This is a genomic window from Citrobacter sp. Cb041 (assembly GCF_030336655.1).
GTDB lineage: Bacteria > Pseudomonadota > Gammaproteobacteria > Enterobacterales > Enterobacteriaceae > Citrobacter > Citrobacter braakii.
Genome location: NZ_JAOWDD010000034.1, coordinates 35987 through 55040 on the forward strand (window position 1 = coordinate 35987; position 19054 = coordinate 55040).

Below are 19054 nucleotides of genomic sequence, written 5' to 3' on the forward strand. Positions count from 1 at the left end.
CGCAGTGATAGCGCAATATATCGAATCCTATGTTCGAAATTATTGAACAACACATGAAAAGCGCTGATGTGGTACTCTATACCTATCATCTAAAAGAGATTTAACCCGGCAGAGCACTGCCTTTTAACGCTATGACAGAACAACAAAAATTAACCTTCAACATGTTGCAGCAACAGCTGGATTCACTGATGCTGCGTGACAGACAGCGTTTTGCCCGCCGCCTGCAGGGCGTGAAGAAGGTTAAAAATCCTGATGCACAACAGGCCATTTACCAGGAGATGGCAAAAGAGATTGATCACGCTGCAGGTAAAGTTGTGCTGCGTGAAGCCGCGCGTCCGGTCATCAGCTACCCGGAAAACCTGCCCGTCAGTCAGAAAAAACAGGATATTCTGGAAGCGATACGCGATAACCAGGTGGTGATTGTCGCCGGGGAAACGGGGTCAGGGAAAACCACTCAGTTACCCAAAATCTGTATGGAGCTCGGGCGCGGGGTAAAAGGGCTGATCGGCCACACCCAGCCGCGCCGTCTGGCGGCGCGTACCGTGGCGAACCGTATTGCAGAAGAGCTGCAAACCGAGCCGGGCGGTTGTATCGGTTATAAAGTCCGTTTTAGCGATCATGTCAGCGACAACACCATGGTTAAGCTGATGACGGACGGTATCCTGCTGGCGGAAATCCAGCAGGATCGGCTGCTGATGCAGTACGACACCATCATCATCGATGAAGCGCATGAGCGCAGCCTGAATATCGATTTTCTGCTCGGCTATCTGAAAGAGCTTCTGCCGCGCCGTCCGGATCTAAAAATTATCATCACTTCGGCGACCATCGATCCGGAGCGTTTTTCAAAGCATTTCAATAATGCACCGATTATCGAAGTCTCTGGTCGAACCTATCCGGTGGAAGTTCGCTATCGTCCAATTGTTGAAGACGCAGATGACACCGAGCGTGACCAATTGCAAGCAATTTTTGATGCCGTAGATGAGTTAGGCCGTGAAAGTCAGGGCGATATTTTGATCTTCATGAGCGGCGAGCGCGAAATCCGCGATACCGCCGATGCGCTGAATAAGCTGGATTTGCGCCATACCGAAGTGCTACCGCTATATGCGCGTCTTTCCAACAGCGAGCAGAACCGTGTGTTCCAGTCGCACAGCGGTCGCCGTATCGTGCTGGCGACCAACGTGGCGGAAACCTCGCTGACCGTTCCGGGGATCAAGTATGTGATTGATCCGGGTACTGCGCGTATCAGCCGTTACAGTTACCGCACCAAAGTTCAGCGCTTGCCGATTGAACCGGTGTCGCAGGCCTCTGCCAACCAGCGTAAAGGCCGTTGCGGTCGTGTTTCGGAGGGGATCTGTATTCGTCTGTATTCCGAAGACGATTTCCTGTCGCGCCCGGAGTTTACCGACCCGGAGATCCTGCGTACCAACCTGGCGTCCGTTATTTTGCAGATGACCGCCTTGGGGCTGGGCGATATCGCGGCGTTTCCGTTTGTTGAAGCGCCGGATAAACGTAACATTCAGGACGGTGTACGCCTGCTCGAAGAACTGGGGGCGATAACCACCGACGAACAGGCAACCGCTTACAAACTGACGCCATTGGGTCGTCAGCTCTCGCAACTGCCGGTGGATCCACGCCTGGCGCGCATGGTGCTGGAAGCGCAAAAACATGGCTGCGTACGTGAGGCGATGATTATCACCTCGGCGCTGTCTATTCAGGATCCGCGCGAGCGCCCGATGGACAAGCAGCAGGCCTCCGACGAGAAGCATCGCCGTTTCCACGACAAAGAGTCTGATTTCCTCGCATTTGTGAATCTGTGGAACTATCTCGGCGAGCAGCAGAAAGCGCTGTCGTCAAACCAGTTCCGTCGTCAGTGCAAACTTGATTTTCTGAACTACCTGCGCGTGCGTGAATGGCAGGATATCTACACGCAACTGCGCCAGGTGGTGAAAGAGTTAGGGATTCCTGTTAACAGCGAACCCGCTGAATACAGAGAGATCCACGTCGCGTTGCTGACCGGTTTACTGTCACATATCGGGATGAAAGATGCCGATAAACAGGAATTTACCGGGGCGCGTAACGCTCGCTTCTCGATCTTCCCGGGCTCTGGTCTATTTAAAAAACCGCCGAAGTGGACGATGGTAGCGGAGCTGGTGGAAACCAGCCGCCTGTGGGGACGTATTGCTGCACGCATCGATCCTGAGTGGGTCGAACCGGTTGCCCAGCATCTGATCAAACGTTCATACAGTGAACCGCACTGGGAACGTGCGCAGGGCGCGGTGATGGCAACAGAAAAGGTTACCGTCTACGGTTTACCGATTGTTGCAGCCCGTAAGGTGAACTACAGCCAGATCGATCCCGCGTTGTCGCGTGAACTGTTCATCCGCCATGCGCTGGTGGAAGGCGACTGGCAAACGCGCCATGCGTTTTTCCGTGACAATTTGAAGTTACGCGCTGAGGTGGAAGAGTTAGAGCACAAATCGCGCCGTCGCGACATTCTGGTTGATGATGAGACGCTATTTGAGTTTTACGACCAACGCATCAGCCATGATGTGGTCTCCGCGCGTCACTTTGACAGCTGGTGGAAAAAGATCAGCCGTGAAACGCCGGATCTGCTCAACTTTGAAAAGAGCATGCTCATCAAAGAGGGCGCGGAAAAAATCAGTAAGCTGGATTACCCGAACTTCTGGCATCAGGGCAATCTCAAACTACGGTTAAGTTACCAGTTCGAACCCGGAGCCGATGCGGACGGTGTGACCGTACATATTCCGCTCCCGCTGCTCAATCAGATCGAAGAGAGCGGTTTTGAATGGCAAATTCCGGGGCTGCGCCGTGAACTGGTGATCGCCCTGATTAAGTCTCTGCCGAAACCGGTACGACGCAACTTTGTGCCCGCGCCGAACTATGCGGAAGCGTTTTTAGGCCGCGTCACGCCGCTGGAACTGCCGCTGCTGGACTCGCTGGAGCGTGAACTGCGCCGCATGACCGGCGTGACCGTTGACCGTGAAGACTGGCATTGGGATCAGGTGCCCGATCACCTAAAAATCACCTTCCGGGTAGTGGATGATAAGAACAAAAAGCTGCAGGAAGGACGTTCGCTGCAGGATCTGAAAGACGCACTGAAGGGTAAAGTGCAGGAAACATTGTCTGCGGTGGCGGATGACGGTATCGAACAGAGCGGGTTGCACATCTGGAGCTTCGGTCAGCTTCCGGAGAGTTACGAGCAAAAACGCGGTAACTATAAGGTCAAAGCCTGGCCAGCGCTGGTGGATGAGCGTGACAGCGTTGCCATCAAACTGTTTGATAACCCGCTGGAGCAACAGCAGGCGATGTGGTGCGGTTTACGCCGCCTGTTGTTGCTGAATATTCCTTCACCAATCAAATATTTGCATGAAAAACTGCCCAACAAAGCCAAGCTGGGGCTGTATTTTAACCCGTACGGTAAAGTGCTGGATTTGATTGACGACTGTATATCCTGTGGTGTGGATCAACTGATCGACGCCAACGGTGGTCCGGTGTGGACCGAAGAAGGCTTTGCGGCGCTGCATGAGAAAGTGCGGGCTGAATTGAATGATACGGTGGTGGATATTGCTAAGCAGGTCGAACAAATTCTGACCGCGGTGTTTAATATCAACAAACGTCTGAAAGGGCGCGTGGATATGACCATGGCGCTGGGGCTTGCGGATATCAAATCGCAGATGGGCGGGCTGGTGTACCGTGGATTTGTTACCGGCAATGGTTTCAAGCGTCTGGGCGATACGCTGCGTTATTTGCAGGCTATCGAAAAGCGTCTGGAAAAACTGGCTATCGATCCGCATCGTGACCGTGCGCAGATGCTGAAAGTAGATAGCGTGCAGCAGGCCTGGCAGCAGTGGTTCAATAAACTGCCTCCCGCGCGCCGTGAAGATGACGATGTCAAAGAGATCCGCTGGATGATAGAAGAGCTGCGCGTCAGCTATTTTGCCCAGCAGCTTGGTACGCCGTATCCGATTTCCGATAAACGTATTTTGCAGGCGATGGAGCAGATTTCGGGATAAATCGGTACCAGACAGCATACCGGGTAAGGTGACGTCACCGCCCGGTATGCAACCCGATAAAGTATTAAGATCAGGAGTCATGAGTATGAGCCAGTTTCCGACACTTTCCGCAACCACGCTTGCGGCGATCAATACCGTAGGGCGATGGTTGGCGCAGAATGATTTTACGGGGAATATCACCGTTCAGTCAGATTGCGTGATTCTGGCAGGGAACGCGGTTATTCCGACCATCGACGCCGCCTGCCGGATCGCGAAAGAGCAACAGGTTCCCTTGTTGATTAGCGGTGGCATCGGTCACTCCACACGATTTCTGTATGACGCGATTGCAGAGCATCCTCGTTACAACATCATTCGTACCACCGGGCGCGCGGAAGCGGCGATCCTTGCCGATATCGCACATCAGTTCTGGCAAATCCCGGGGGAGAAGATTTGGGTGGAAGACCAGTCAACAAACTGCGGTGAGAATGCCCGTTTTAGCTGTGCATTATTGAATCAGGCGACGGAAAGTATTCATACCGTCATTGTGGTACAGGATCCCACTATGCAACGTCGCACGATGGCAACCTTTCAGCGCGTAACCCGCGATGAGCCGCATGCGCCGCGCTGGTTGAGTTTCCCTGGATTCATCCCTGAGCTGGCCCAACAGCAAGACGGCGTGGATTTTGTGCCAGCAGCAGAAGGTTTGTGGTCAGTGGATCGCTATCTGTCTCTCATAACCGGTGAGCTTCCTCGCCTGCGTGATGATGCCACCGGTTATGGGCCGTGTGGCCGCAATTTTATTGCCCATGTTGATATTCCTCAGAACGTTGAGCAAGCCTGGCAGCAGTTGCAAAATGACATCGTGCTGACTGATTTACTGGAGAGCCGCTCTCTGTAATTCCTGTTGCCCGTTTGTCGGCGTTTTGCGGCAAACGGGCAAAAATCACACCTGTTTTTTCCCTTCATCATCACTTTGCCAGACGCTTTTATGAAGCCGCTCACAGAACAGCCACTCCAGCCATAATACGACCTGCATGATTGATATTAATTAACAATAGTTTTACTTGTTAAAAACAAATCAATCACAGGAGAGCCGCATGTCAGTACCCGTACAACATCCTATGTATATCGATGGGCAGTTTGTGACCTGGCACGATGATGCCTGGATTGATGTCGTCAATCCGGCCACGGAAGAGGTGATCTCGCGTATTCCCGATGGACGTGCCGAGGATGCGTGTAAAGCGATCGATGCTGCACAGCGCGCTCAGCCGCAATGGGAAGCGCTGCCCGCCATTGAACGGGCGAACTGGTTACGCAAAATTTCTGCGGGTATCCGTCAGCGAGCCAGTGAAATCAGCGCGCTGATTGTGGCGGAGGGTGGAAAAATACAGCAACTGGCTGAGGTCGAAGTCTCGTTTACCGCCGACTATATCGATTACATGGCGGAGTGGGCGCGTCGCTATGAAGGCGAGATCCTGCAAAGCGATCGTCCGGGCGAGAATATTCTGCTGTTTAAGCGCGCTTTGGGCGTGACTACGGGCATTCTGCCGTGGAACTTTCCGTTTTTCCTGATTGCCCGCAAACTGGCTCCCGCACTGTTGACGGGTAATACCATTGTCATTAAGCCGAGTGAATTTACACCGAATAACGCCATCGCCTTTGCCAAAATTGTTGATGATATTGGCTTGCCGCGCGGCGTATTTAATCTGGTGCTGGGACGTGGTGAAACGGTCGGTCAGGCGCTGGCCGCAAACCCGAAGGTGGCCATGGTGAGCATGACCGGTAGCGTCGGGGCGGGTGAGAAAATTATGGCTGCGGCGGCTAAAAATATCACCAAAGTTTGTCTGGAGTTGGGCGGTAAGGCCCCGGCTATCGTGATGGATGATGCCGATCTTGAACTGGCCGTAAAGGCAATTGTTGACTCGCGGGTGATCAACACCGGACAGGTATGCAACTGTGCCGAGCGCGTGTACGTTCAGAAAGGTATTTATGACCAATTCGTCAATCGTCTGGGCGAGGCGATGAAAGCCGTGCAGTTTGGCAATCCGGCTGAGCGCAATGATATTGCGATGGGACCGCTGATTAACGCCTCTGCGCTGGAGCGTGTAGAGCAGAAAGTTGCACGAGCGGTGCAGGAAGGCGCCAGAGTGGTGCTGGGCGGTAAGGCCGTTTCCGGCAAAGGGTATTACTATCCACCGACGTTACTGTTAGACGTGCGCCAGGAGATGGCGATTATGCACGAGGAGACGTTTGGTCCGGTGCTGCCGGTGGTAGCGTTTGATACGCTGGAACAGGCGCTGATGATGGCCAATGACAGCGATTACGGTCTGACCTCATCGATCTATACGCAGAATCTGAATACGGCGATGAAGGCGATCAAAGGGCTGAAGTTTGGCGAAACCTATATTAATCGTGAAAACTTCGAGGCGATGCAGGGCTTTCATGCTGGCTGGCGCAAGTCCGGGATTGGCGGGGCTGACGGTAAACACGGTCTGAACGAATATCTGCAAACGCAGGTGGTGTATCTGCAGTCCTAAGTTTTCGCCGGGTGAGCCTGTACGCCACCCGGCGCAATTCTCACACTTTGCTGGCGATCCAGTTCATCATCAATTCCGGCCAGATGGCCAGCGGCAATCCCTGCGCATCGCGAATACCAAATCCGTGCTTACCGCGTTCAAACAGATGCATTTCGACCGAAACCCCTGGCCTACGTAGCGCATTAAAGAAGACCAGGCTGTTTTCCACCTTCACCGCCGGATCGTCAATGGCGTGTAGCAAGAACGTCGGCGGCGTTGTGTGATCCACTTGCTCTTCAAGAGAATAGCGCTGCAGGTCTTCCTTTTCGGGCGTTGCGCCAACCAGCTCAAGGCGAGAGCCTGGGTGACCGATATCTTCGCGCAGGGTGATCACCGGGTACACCAGCGCCATAAAAGCAGGGCGCGCAGATTGTTCGTCTATGCTATCAATCGGCGTATAAACCGATTCGTCAAACCGGGTTCCCAGACTGGCGGCCACGTGTCCCCCGGAGGAGAAGCCCAACACGCCGATACGGTCAGGGTTGATTTTCCATTCATGAGCGTTGGCGCGAATGTAGCGCATGGCGCGTTGGGCATCGGCCAGCGGCGCATTTGCGCCTTCCTCGTGACCATCGCCCGGCATGCGGTAGGTCATCACAAACAGGGTATAACCGTGAGCGTTAAAGAACGGTGCCAGTGCGCTGCCTTCTTTATCCATCACCACGCGACGATAAGAGCCGCCAGGGGTAACAAGGATCCCTGTGCCGTTAGGTTTTGCAGGGGCGTAAACGGTAATTTCTGGTGCACGAATGCCGGTTACCGCACGATCATAAGCAGACGTTCCGGTATGCCGGGGTTCAGGCGTGAATACCGCATCGCTGTTTTTTGCTCCGGGGGCTTCACCCTGCGGCCAGCATGAGAAGGTGGCCGCGTGGGCAACGGCTTGCTCCATCATGTTTTCTAACGCTTCACGACTCAGTGCTTCCATTACTATGCTCCCTCATTGGCAAAGGTTAGCTATAACATAGTTAATGAATTGAAAACGGGGAGAGACTCACGACGTATTGAATTCGCGGGAAATGAAAGACGGTGGAGGCGAATCTCCGCCGGAAGGCGAGAGCTTGATAAATTTATCCCGCGTACGAATAAGCCGGGTGAGCAAAAGTTAATGAATTTTTAACAAAAGCCCGTTATGGTGACGCATTATTGTTTTTATTCAGGAAGTGTTATGGGGAATAAGTATTCTGGCCTGCAAATTGGCATTCACTGGCTGGTCTTTTTGTTGGTCATTGTGGCCTACAGCGCTATGGAGTTTCGCGGATTTTTCCCGCGCAGCTATCGTCCCTTATTTAACATGGTGCACGTATCCTGTGGCATCACTATTTTAACGCTGATGGTGGCGCGTCTGCTGGTCAGGCTAAAATATCCGGCACCGCCGATTGTGCCAAAACCGAAGCCGATGATGACCGGAATGGCGCATCTGGGGCATCTGGTTATCTATCTGCTGTTTATTGTTCTGCCGATTATTGGACTGGTGATGATGTATAACCGGGGTAACCCGTGGATTGCATTCGGCATTGTTATGCCGCATGCGGCAGAGGCCAATTTTGATGTAGTGGATATGCTGAAGTCCTGGCACGTGACGCTGGCAAATCTGGGCTATTTTGTTATTGCTCTGCATGCCGCTGCGGCTCTGATGCACCACTATTTCTGGAAGGACAATACGCTGCTGCGCATGATGCCGCGAAAACGCTCCTGATGTAATGCCCCGCAAATGCGGGGTATTTTTTTAGCCGATTATTTTTCCAGACATCATAAAAACTTACCGACAAGATGGTTAAACAACGTCCAGTTCATCACTCTCGCTACTTGATTGCTGCTCTTATTAAAACTACTGTATATAAATACAGTAAATGAGAGGCAGATTATTATGTTGTTTTTCCAGCCTGCGGAACGCCGCGAAATTAAACACTTTCCGTTATTTAGCGATCTTGTGCCCTGCGGTTTTCCATCTCCTGCACAGGACTACGTTGAGAAACGTATCGACCTCAATGACCTGCTGGTACGGCATCCCAGCGCAACCTATTTTGTTAAATCATCTGGCGACTCTATGAGGGGAGCAGGGATCGGCGAGGGCGATTTACTGATTGTCGACAGCGCCAGAAAACCTGCCCATGGAGACATCGTTATTGCCGCCGTTGAGGGCGAATTCACCGTTAAACGCCTGCAATTACATCCGGTTGTGATGCTGAAACCAGAGAACAGCGCCTACGCGCCGATCATGATTAGCAGCGAGGACACGCTGGATATATTTGGCGTGGTGACATTTATCATTAAAGCAGCGGGCTGATGATGTTTGCACTGGTGGATGTTAACGCGTTTTATGCCAGCTGTGAGTCGGCATTCCGGCCTGATCTGAAAGGGAAGCCCGTTGTCGTTCTTTCAAACAACGATGGCTGCGTTATTGCCAGCAGCGTAGAGGCAAAGGCGCTTGGCGTTAATATGGGCGCTCCGTACTTCAAACAGAAAGATCTGTTCAGGCGCTATGGCGTGTTCTGTTTTAGTTCGAACTACGAACTGTATGCGGATATGAGCAGCAGGGTGATGTCGATTCTGGAGGAGTTATCGCCACGCGTGGAGATATACAGTATTGATGAAGCCTTTTGTGATTTAACGGGCGTGCGAAACTGCAGGGATCTTACGGATTTTGGTCAGGAAATCAGAGCAACCATTTTGCAGAAAACACGTCTCACGGTTGGGGTCGGTATCGCTCAGACCAAAACCCTGGCCAAACTGGCAAACCATGCGGCCAAAAAGTGGCAGGAACAGACGGGCGGAGTCGTGGATCTCTCAAATATTGAACGCCAGCGTAAGCTGATGGCAGCACTCCCGGTTGATGAAGTTTGGGGCATCGGACGCCGCATCGGCAAAAAACTGGACGTCATGGGCATTAAAACGGTTCTCGACCTGGCGGATACCGATATTCGCTTCATTCGTAAACATTTCAGCGTCGTGCTTGAGCGAACCGTCCGGGAATTGCGCGGTGAGCCTTGTCTGGCGCTGGAAGAATTTGCGCCGGATAAGCAGGAAATTATCTGCTCAAGATCGTTTGGTGAAAAACTCACGGATTACAACGCCATGAGAGAGGCCATTTGCACCTATGCTTCACGTGCTGCGGAAAAGCTGCGCAGAGAACACCAGTACTGCCGGTTTATCTCTACGTTTATCAAAACCAGTCCGTTTGCCCTGAATGAACCTTATTACGGTAACAGCGCATCGATAAAACTGCTGACGCCAACTCAGGATAGCCGGGACATTATTACAGCAGCCACGCGCAGCCTGGACGCCGTTTGGCGAGAGGGGCTACGTTATCAAAAAGCGGGCGTTATGCTGGGGGATTTTTTTAGCTCTGGCGTTGCACAGCTGAATCTTTTTGATAATAACGCCCCGCGGCGTAACAGCGATAAATTGATGGACCTACTGGATACTCTTAATGCTGAAAAGGGGAAAGGAACGCTCTACTTTGCCGGGCAAGGGATACAGCAGCCGTGGGCGATGAAGCGAGACATGCTTTCACCACGTTATACAACGAGATACAGTGATTTGCTGCGGGTAAATTGATAGCCAAACAAGGCTTCCGCCCACCTTATTTATACCGGATCAATTATCCTTTCAATGACAGGACGTTGTAAATTGCCAACGATTCCATAACCTTGGATACCTTTCCAGTGCGGCTAAATTAGCGCTCCTTTAATACTTCGATAAGATACAAAGTTGATATTCAAAAAGTTGGATTGTTGTGAACTCAGGAGTAGGATTATTTCTATCTGATAGAACCAGTTATCGAACTGGCTTATACGAGTTGTTTGTTTTTCACTTACGAAAAGGTGGTGCTGGTAATGAATACATTCATCATTCGTTTATTATTTTTTTCTCTCTTATGCGGTTCTTTCTCAATACATGCTGAAGAGCAGAACGGTATGAAACTTGAGCGGGTTGTGATAGTGAGTCGTCATGGAGTAAGAGCACCTACGAAGTTCACTCCAATAATGAAAGATGTTACACCCGATCAATGGCCACAATGGGATGTGCCGTTAGGATGGCTAACGCCTCGTGGGGGAGAACTTGTTTCTGAATTAGGTCAGTATCAACGTTTATGGTTCACGAGCAAAGGTCTGTTGAATAATCAAACGTGCCCATCTCCAGGGCAGGTTGCTGTTATTGCAGACACGGATCAACGCACCCGTAAAACGGGTGAGGCGTTTCTGGTTGGGTTAGCACCAAAATGTCAAATTCAAGTGCATTATCAGAAGGATGAAGAAAAAACTGATCCTCTTTTTAATCCGGTAAAAATGGGGAAATGTTCGTTTAACACATTGAAGGTTAAAAACGCTATTCTGGAACGGGCCGGAGGAAATATTGAACTGTATACCCAACGCTATCAATCTTCGTTTCGGACCCTGGAAAATGTTTTAAATTTCTCACAATCGGAGACATGTAAGACTACAGAGAAGTCTACGAAATGCACATTACCAGAGGCTTTACCGTCTGAACTTAAGGTAACTCCTGACAATGTATCATTACCTGGTGCCTGGAGTCTTTCTTCCACGCTGACTGAGATATTTCTGTTGCAAGAGGCCCAGGGAATGCCACAGGTAGCCTGGGGGCGTATTACGGGAGAAAAAGAATGGAGAGATTTGTTAAGTCTGCATAACGCTCAGTTTGATCTTTTGCAAAGAACTCCAGAAGTTGCCCGTAGTAGAGCCACACCATTACTCGATATGATAGACACTGCATTATTGACAAATGGTACAACAGAAAACAGGTATGGCATAAAATTACCCGTATCTCTGTTGTTTATTGCTGGTCATGATACCAATCTTGCAAATTTAAGCGGGGCTTTAGATCTTAACTGGTCGCTGCCCGGTCAACCCGATAATACCCCTCCTGGTGGGGAGCTTGTATTCGAAAAGTGGAAAAGAACCAGTGATAATACGGATTGGGTTCAGGTTTCATTTGTTTATCAGACGCTGAGAGATATGAGGGATATACAACCGTTATCGTTAGAAAAACCTGCCGGCAAAGTTGATTTAAAATTAATTGCATGTGAAGAGAAAAATATTCAGGGAATGTGTTCGTTAAAAAGTTTTTCCAGGCTCATTAAGGAAATTCGCGTGCCAGAGTGTGCAGTTACGGAATAAGTAACTAATTATTATATATATAGCGTATTAAAAAATAGAAACCCCCGGTTTGTAGTCGGGGGTATTCGTATTGATCATAATTACATGAGTCTTTCAATTGCCTGTTCTTTGCGAGTGACAATCCAGTTACGCTGCTCCAGAAAAAATCCGGACTGTTCAGCGATGCAGAATCCATCGACAAAGCGCTCGGTGTTGCGGCTCTAAAACCGCTTAAAACGGTGATATGTCTAAATGTGCTGTTTGTGCAACGTATTAAATAATAACAAGTTATTTATTTTACAATTAGTTAAAAAGACTGATAGTATACCCCCCTATAGTATTTGGAGGGCGTATGCCGCATTCACCCGAAGATAAAAAACGCATTCTCACCCGTGTACGCCGTATTCGCGGTCAGGTTGATGCGCTTGAGCGCGCGCTGGAGTCCGGCGAGCCGTGTTTGGCTATCCTGCAACAAATTGCCGCCGTGCGCGGCGCATCCAATGGCCTGATGGGCGAAATGGTTGAGATCCACCTGAAAGACGAACTGGTCAGCGGGGAAACAACCCCAGACCAGCGTGCCGTGCGCATGGCTGAAATCGGCCATCTTCTGCGTGCTTATCTAAAATAACACCATCACCTCGCAATAATGGGAAGAGACAAATGAAATCACGTGCAGCAGTTGCATTCGGCCCTGGCCAACCGTTAAAAATTGTCGAAATCGATGTCGCACCGCCAAAGAAAGGTGAAGTGCTGGTTAAAATTACCCACACCGGCGTGTGCCATACTGATGCTTTTACGCTCTCAGGCGACGATCCGGAAGGGGTTTTCCCGGCGGTGCTCGGCCATGAAGGTGGCGGCATTGTGGTTGAAGTGGGTGAAGGCGTTACCAGCCTGAAACCGGGCGATCATGTGATCCCGCTATACACCGCAGAATGTGGCGAGTGTAAGTTCTGTAAATCGGGTAAAACTAACCTGTGTCAGGCCGTGCGTGCGACCCAGGGCAAAGGTCTGATGCCGGATGGCACAACCCGTTTCTCGTATAACGGCGAGCCGATTTATCACTATATGGGCACCAGCACCTTCAGCGAATACACCGTTTGCGCGGAGATCTCTCTGGCGAAGGTTAACCCGCAGGCTCCGCTGGACAAAGTGTGTCTGCTGGGGTGTGGCGTGACCACCGGTATCGGAGCGGTCCATAACACCGCAAAAGTGAAAGAAGGTGATACCGTCGCCGTATTTGGTCTGGGCGGTATTGGCCTGGCGGTGATTCAGGGCGCGGCGCAGGCGAAAGCCGGGCGTATTCTGGCCGTTGATACCAATCCGGAAAAATTTACGCTGGCAGGTGAAATGGGCGCGACCGATTTCATCAATCCGAAGGATTACGACAAACCGATTCAGGATGTGATTGTCGAGCTTACCGATGGCGGCGTGGACTTTAGTTTCGAATGTATCGGTAACGTTAACGTGATGCGCGCGGCGCTGGAATGCTGCCATAAAGGATGGGGCGAAAGCATCATTATTGGCGTGGCAGGAGCCGGACAAGAGATCAAAACGCGTCCGTTCCAGTTGGTTACCGGGCGTGTCTGGCGCGGTTCCGCATTTGGCGGCGTGAAGGGTCGTACTCAGCTTCCTGGTATGGTTGAAGATGCGATGAGCGGGAAAATTCAGTTGGATCCGTTTATTACCCACCGTTTACCGCTGGAGCAGATTAACGACGCGTTCGATTTAATGCATCAGGGTAAATCCATCCGTACCGTTATCCACTTTGGCGATAACTGATTCATTGGCCAGCGGATTTCACCGCTGGCACTTTCCTGAATTTTTTAGAATTATGTTGTGAAAGTGTGACGAATCCGGCGCTTTTCACGGTAAGTAAACTTCCCGGATTGCCGATGACTATCTAACGGGCGTGTTTTCACGCATAAACCCTACAAGAGAGTCGACGGTCATGGACAACACTACATCGATGCAAGCCCAGCATAAACTGGGCTTTCTGCATCAAATCCGGCTGGTTCCGCTGTTTTCCTCCATTCTCGGTGGCATCCTTCTGCTGTTCGCCTTAAGTTCCGGGCTGGCAAGCTATTTTCTTATGCAGGCCGATCGCGATCAGCGCGACGTGACCGATGAGATTCAGGTCAGGATGGGGTTATCTAACAGCTCTAACCACTTGCGTACCGCGCGTATCAACATGATCCACGCCGGCGCGGCGAGCCGTATTGCCGAAATGGATGACATGAAGGCCAATATCGCCGAGGCAGAAAAACGGATTAAGCAATCGCAGGACGGTTTCAATGCTTATATGTCACGCGCGGTAAAAACGCCTGCCGATGAAGCGTTAGACGCTGAACTGAGCGCCAGCTTCAAAGCCTATACCGACGGCTTACAGCCGATGCTGAAGTACGCTAAAAACGGCATGTTTGAAGCGATCATCAACCATGAAAATGAACAGGCCAGACCGCTGGACTCTGCGTACAACAAGGTGCTGTTAAAGGCGATCGACATTCGTACCACCAGGGCGAATCAGTTAAGCGAACAGGCGCATCAGCGTACACAGCTTGGTATGGCTTTTATGCTGGGCGCATTTGTTCTTGCGCTGGCGCTGACCGTGATGACGTTCATTGTTCTGCGCCGTACCGTCATTCATCCTCTGTTGCGTGCCGCCCAGCGCATTGAGCAAATTTCAGCGGGGGATCTGACCATGCCGGAGGAACCGACCGGGCGCAGCGAAATTGGTCGCCTGAGCCGCCATCTGCAAACAATGCAACGTTCGCTGGGGAAAACGGTAGGCACGGTGCGTCAGGGCGCGGAAGAGATTTATCGCGGTACCAGTGAGATTTCGGCGGGGAACACCGATCTGTCTTCACGTACCGAACAACAGGCTGCGGCGATTGAACAAACGGCGGCCAGCATGGAAGAGTTGACGGCGACGGTGAAGCAAAACGCCGACAACGCGCATCATGCGAGCAAGCTGGCAGAAGATGCTTCCGGCAAGGCCAGTCGGGGCGGTCAGATGGTTTCTGGCGTGGTCAAAACCATGGGCAATATCTCAACGAGTTCAAAGAAAATCTCCGAAATCACAGCCGTTATTAACAGCATTGCTTTCCAGACCAATATTCTGGCGCTGAACGCAGCGGTTGAAGCAGCGCGGGCAGGAGAGCAGGGCCGTGGGTTTGCCGTGGTTGCCAGTGAGGTGCGCACGCTGGCAAGCCGCAGCGCTCAGGCGGCAAAAGAGATTGAGGGATTGATCAGCGAATCAGTTCGACTGATTGACCAGGGCTCCGGAGAAGTGGTCGCCGCGGGCAATACGATGACGGATATTGTCGATGCGGTAAAACGCGTCACCGACATTATGCTGGAAATTGCAGCGGCCTCTGATGAGCAGAGCCGGGGTATCGTCCAGGTGAGTCAGGCAATTTCAGAAATGGATAAGGTAACGCAGCAAAATGCCTCGCTGGTTGAAGAAGCCTCTGCCGCAGCGGCATCGCTGGAAGAGCAGGCGGCGCGCTTAACGGAAGCTGTTGGCACATTCCGTTTAACAGGGACAAGTGCTATTAAACGCGTTCCTGTGACGACAAAGCCTGACCATTCACGCCCGCAGGCGGCAACTGCCAGTGGCGAGAACTGGGAAACGTTTTAACAATAAAATCAATTAAGGGACCTGATGGTCCCTTAATTTTTGGCATCAAAACGGTACGGTTTTGCGTATTGCGGCGATCAGGATCTGTGCGGCCTGAGAGAGCTGCACATCGACACGGGTAAGAATGCCGATGGGTTCACCCGCACCGTGGGTGGGTATCGGCAACGACACCAGCGTCGCCTGGCGTAAATCTTCTCTAACCGCGCCTGAAGGGACAAACCACACATAGTCGTAATCGACCGTCAGTTGGCGGGAGAGTGATGCTGACAGCGTTTCAATACAGCCCGGCGGCATTTTGCAGCCCTGACTTTGCAACAACGCCTCTGCGTGCTGGCGAGGGGCGGTTCCTTTTGGTGAAACCACCACCGGCCACTCCATCACCCGACTCAGCGTGATGGTTTCCTGCAACAACGGGTGGTTAGGGCGCACGACCAGTTTGAGCGATTCCAGAAATAACAGCTCGTAGTTCAGACCAACCATCAATTCCGGATCGGCCATACGGCCAATGCCGAGATCAATTTCCCCTGACTTTAAACCCGCCAGGATCATGGGATTACTCATGGTGGCAACCTGCAGCGTGGTCTCCATTTGCTGCTTATGGAACGGGCCAATGACCGCCGGCAGAATGCCCAGGGCCGCGGTGGGTAAGGCGCCAATCCGTACGACATCCGTCTGTGACTCTTCGCGCTGGTTTAAGGCTTGTCCGGCGGTGTTGAGCGCATCCAGCACTCTGACTGCGTGGGTAAGAAACTGTTCTCCGGGCAGCGTTAATTGTGCGCCAAGGCGGCCACGCTCAAAGAGCCGGGTACCGGTCAGTTGCTCCAGTTCATTCAGCGTTTTGGAGAGGGCTGGTTGGCTCAGGTTAAGGGTCTCAGCCGCGCGGCCCAACGTTCCCTGCTGTGCAACGGCGACAAAAGTATGAAGGTGGCGCAAGCGAATGCGCTGATTGAACAGAACATTTTTTTCCATAAGCGATGTTAAAAACAGAGTCGTATCGGTGACAAGTGAAGTTGTTCGATTTTGATAACTTGATAGCAAAATATTATTAACATTTATCCTATTTTACTTACAACTGATTTATTTTGCTTATGTTTTGTACAGCGCTGCCGGGTGGTGGGATCATGGAAGAGAATGCGTCCAGTCGATATACTTTCGTTATTGTTTGCTTTTGAACCATTCTCTTCACAAGGCACTGATTGATGATAGATGTAATAGGGCACCTTAACCCCGATAGCGATGCCATTTGTACCGCCGCCATGACGGCGCGTTGGCTTACTTTACGTGGCCAGCAGGCGACGGCATGGCGTCTGGGCGAACCTAACCGCGAAACGCAATTTATCTTTGAGCATGCGGGACTGACGATGCCCGAACGGCTGACGTTTGAACTGACCGATCGTGATGTGTGGCTGGTCGATTTCACCGAGCCTGCCCAGGGGCCGGCATCGCTGGCAGAAAGTAACGTCGTGGGAATTATCGATCATCACCGACTCGGTGGATTAGTCACTCGTCTGCCACCTGAAGTATGGGTGAAGCCAGTCGGCAGCAGCGCGACGCTGTTATGGCAACTGATGACGGAAGAGGAGCGCAGCCAGTTGTCTGCCGCTGAGGCCGTTTTATTGCTGGGTGCCGCATTGAGTGACACTGTCACGCTTCGTTCGCCAACGACCACCTCTGACGATCGCCTGGCGGTGGAGGCCCTGGCCCAAAAAACCGGTGTGGATCTCGAGGCGTTTAGTCGCGACCTGCTATCTGCTAAAACAAGCGTGGAAGGCATGAGCGCTCGCGAGCTTCTGCAGAAAGACATTAAAACCTTCACCATTCATGGACATTCGGTGTGTGTGGCGCAGCTTGAACTGTATGCGCTGCAACAGGTGGATGCGGTGCTGGACGATCTCCGTCTGGAAATGGCGCGCTATGCTGAGGAAAAGAATGCCGCGCTGGTTGTACTGATGCTCACCGATATTAATCTGGGCGACACCAGCCTGTGGTTTGCCGGTTCAGCGCTGTCAGACATCCCACAGCCCTGTAAGGTGGAGGGGATGCTCAGCCGTAAAAAACAGATGTTGCCCTGGCTGGAAAGTCATTTAAAACCACGCCAGTAGGTTCTGTTCACCGTCTGTAGGGGGGGGAAATTTACGCGGGGTCACACTTTGTAAATTCTTCCCACCGGAGTCAGCGGCGTTTTCTACACTCCAGGTAATATTCACTGGAGGCATGACATTATGGCGAACACCATCACGGCAGATGAGATTCGGGAACAATTTTCGCAGGCAATGTCAGCAATGTACCAGCAGGAAGTCCCGCAATATGGCACGTTGCTGGAACTTGTCGCTGATGTGAATCTGGCGGTACTGGAAAATAATCCTACGCTGCATGAAAAACTGGCGAATGCAGATGAGCTGGCCCGGCTAAACGTTGAGCGCCACGGCGCCATTCGGGTGGGCACTGCGCAGGAGCTTTCTACGCTACGCCGGATGTTTGCCATTATGGGCATGTATCCGGTGAGTTATTACGATCTCTCCCAGGCCGGTGTTCCCGTGCATTCCACCGCGTTTCGTCCCATTGACGATGCGTCGCTTTCGCGCAACCCGTTTCGGGTATTCACCTCGTTATTGCGGCTCGAATTAATCGAAAACGCCGCGCTACGGCAAAAAGCCGCGGAGATCCTCGCGAAACGCGATATTTTCACCCGTCGTTGTCACGAACTGCTGGATGAGTTTGATGTGCAGGGCAGTTTTACGCCTGAGCAGGCGCAGGAGTTTGTGCAAGAAGCGCTGGAAACTTTCCGCTGGCATCAGCATGCCACGGTCGATGAGGCGACCTATCACGCATTGCACAATGAGCACCGGCTGATTGCTGATGTGGTGTGTTTCCCTGGGTGTCATATCAATCATCTGACGCCGCGTACGCTGGATATCGACCGGGTTCAGTCGATGATGCCGGAGTGTGGCATTGAACCCAAAATACTGATTGAAGGGCCGCCGCGCCGCGAGGTGCCCATTTTATTGCGCCAGACCAGTTTTAAAGCGCTGGAAGAGCCGGTGTTATTTGCCGGTGAAATGCGTGGCACTCACACGGCGCGTTTTGGTGAAATCGAACAGCGCGGCGTGGCCCTGACGCCGAAAGGCAGAGCATTATACGACGAATTGCTGAATAAAGCGGGAACGGGAAAAGACAACCTGACGCATCAGCTGCATTTGCAGGAGGTGTTCAAAGCATTCCCGGACAGCGAATTTCTGCTGCGCCAGCAGGGACTTGCCTGGTTCCGCTACCGGCTGACGCCGTCGGGCGAGGCGCATCGACAGGCGATTCGCCCGGATGACGACCCGCAACCGCTCATTGAGCGGGGCTGGCTGGTTGCTCAGCCCATTACCTACGAAGATTTTTTACCGGTGAGCGCCGCGGGAATTTTCCAGTCTAATTTGGGGAATGAAACTCAGGCCCGTAGCCACGGTAATTCCAGCCGCGACGCGTTTGAACAGGCGCTGGGTTGTGCGGTTTATGATGAGTTTGCGTTGTATCAGGAGGCGCAAGATCGCAGTAAACGGCGGTGTGGTTTACTTTAATTGAATTTACATGGGATTCGGTCTGTTCCCATCGACATAAAATATTTTCGATTTTGTACAGATAATCGGCGACCAACAATTGGATTATTAATGAATTTTGTCTAGAGTGAGCGGTCAGAAATGTGCACTCTCTTGCCGCTGA

The 19054-nt window shown here is 51.9% G+C and carries 14 protein-coding genes; 12 read left to right on the plus strand and 2 right to left on the minus strand.

Going from position 1 to position 19054, the window contains the following annotated elements; translation table 11 throughout:
* Positions 1-131: 131 nt before the first annotated feature.
* The 3 genes from hrpA (at position 132) to aldA (ending at position 6550) form a co-directional block, all read left to right on the plus strand.
* Positions 132-4034 (plus strand): ATP-dependent RNA helicase HrpA, encoded by a 3903-nt coding sequence (gene hrpA, locus OGV52_RS07890; protein WP_047498566.1) that lies wholly within the window; start codon positions 132-134, stop codon positions 4032-4034.
* 85 nt (positions 4035-4119) lie between these two features.
* On the plus strand, positions 4120-4911 hold the full coding sequence (locus tag OGV52_RS07895; RefSeq protein WP_287108320.1) for a YdcF family protein: 792 nt from the start codon (positions 4120-4122) through the stop codon (positions 4909-4911).
* Positions 4912-5110: 199 nt separating this feature from the next.
* The gene (gene aldA / locus OGV52_RS07900) at positions 5111-6550 is read left to right on the plus strand and encodes an aldehyde dehydrogenase (RefSeq protein WP_287108321.1); all 1440 of its coding nucleotides are present in this window, start codon (positions 5111-5113) and stop codon (positions 6548-6550) included.
* A gap of 40 nt (positions 6551-6590) precedes the next feature.
* Here aldA and OGV52_RS07905 read toward each other — a convergent pair whose 3' ends face one another.
* Positions 6591-7517: an alpha/beta hydrolase gene (locus OGV52_RS07905; protein ID WP_287108322.1), complete on the minus strand. Its 927-nt coding sequence runs from the start codon at positions 7515-7517 to the stop codon at positions 6591-6593.
* A gap of 240 nt (positions 7518-7757) precedes the next feature.
* Here OGV52_RS07905 and cybB point away from each other — a divergent pair, with 240 nt between their 5' ends.
* The 7 genes from cybB to OGV52_RS07940 all read left to right on the plus strand — a co-directional run bounded on the left by cybB (position 7758) and on the right by OGV52_RS07940 (position 15346).
* Positions 7758-8288 carry a cytochrome b561 gene (gene cybB, locus OGV52_RS07910; RefSeq protein ID WP_019076843.1) on the plus strand — a complete coding sequence of 177 codons (531 nt, stop codon included), beginning with the start codon at positions 7758-7760 and terminating at the stop codon, positions 8286-8288.
* Between the two features lie 171 nt (positions 8289-8459).
* Complete coding sequence (locus OGV52_RS07915; protein WP_016153176.1) at positions 8460-8879, plus strand: translesion error-prone DNA polymerase V autoproteolytic subunit; 420 nt, start codon at positions 8460-8462, stop codon at positions 8877-8879.
* Between the two features lie 2 nt (positions 8880-8881).
* On the plus strand, positions 8882-10150 hold the full coding sequence (locus tag OGV52_RS07920) for a Y-family DNA polymerase (protein ID WP_029139549.1): 1269 nt from the start codon (positions 8882-8884) through the stop codon (positions 10148-10150).
* A gap of 278 nt (positions 10151-10428) precedes the next feature.
* Complete coding sequence (locus OGV52_RS07925; protein ID WP_287108324.1) at positions 10429-11730, plus strand: AppA family phytase/histidine-type acid phosphatase; 1302 nt, start codon at positions 10429-10431, stop codon at positions 11728-11730.
* 331 nt (positions 11731-12061) lie between these two features.
* The gene (locus OGV52_RS07930) at positions 12062-12337 is read left to right on the plus strand and encodes a metal/formaldehyde-sensitive transcriptional repressor (RefSeq protein ID WP_003833178.1); all 276 of its coding nucleotides are present in this window, start codon (positions 12062-12064) and stop codon (positions 12335-12337) included.
* A 32-nt stretch (positions 12338-12369) separates the two neighbouring features.
* A complete protein-coding gene (locus OGV52_RS07935; protein ID WP_016153173.1) occupies positions 12370-13488 on the plus strand; it encodes an S-(hydroxymethyl)glutathione dehydrogenase/class III alcohol dehydrogenase in 1119 nt (372 codons plus the stop codon).
* 169 nt (positions 13489-13657) lie between these two features.
* Positions 13658-15346: a methyl-accepting chemotaxis protein gene (locus OGV52_RS07940; RefSeq protein ID WP_287108325.1), complete on the plus strand. Its 1689-nt coding sequence runs from the start codon at positions 13658-13660 to the stop codon at positions 15344-15346.
* A 45-nt stretch (positions 15347-15391) separates the two neighbouring features.
* Here OGV52_RS07940 and pcaQ read toward each other — a convergent pair whose 3' ends face one another.
* Positions 15392-16315 (minus strand): pca operon transcription factor PcaQ, encoded by a 924-nt coding sequence (gene pcaQ / locus OGV52_RS07945; RefSeq protein ID WP_003020288.1) that lies wholly within the window; start codon positions 16313-16315, stop codon positions 15392-15394.
* A 230-nt stretch (positions 16316-16545) separates the two neighbouring features.
* Here pcaQ and OGV52_RS07950 point away from each other — a divergent pair, with 230 nt between their 5' ends.
* Together OGV52_RS07950 and hglS are read left to right on the plus strand one after the other, a co-directional pair.
* On the plus strand, positions 16546-17448 hold the full coding sequence (locus tag OGV52_RS07950) for a manganese-dependent inorganic pyrophosphatase (RefSeq protein WP_065554425.1): 903 nt from the start codon (positions 16546-16548) through the stop codon (positions 17446-17448).
* A gap of 120 nt (positions 17449-17568) precedes the next feature.
* The gene (gene hglS / locus OGV52_RS07955; RefSeq protein WP_016156596.1) at positions 17569-18912 is read left to right on the plus strand and encodes a 2-oxoadipate dioxygenase/decarboxylase HglS; all 1344 of its coding nucleotides are present in this window, start codon (positions 17569-17571) and stop codon (positions 18910-18912) included.
* Positions 18913-19054: the final 142 nt, after the last annotated feature.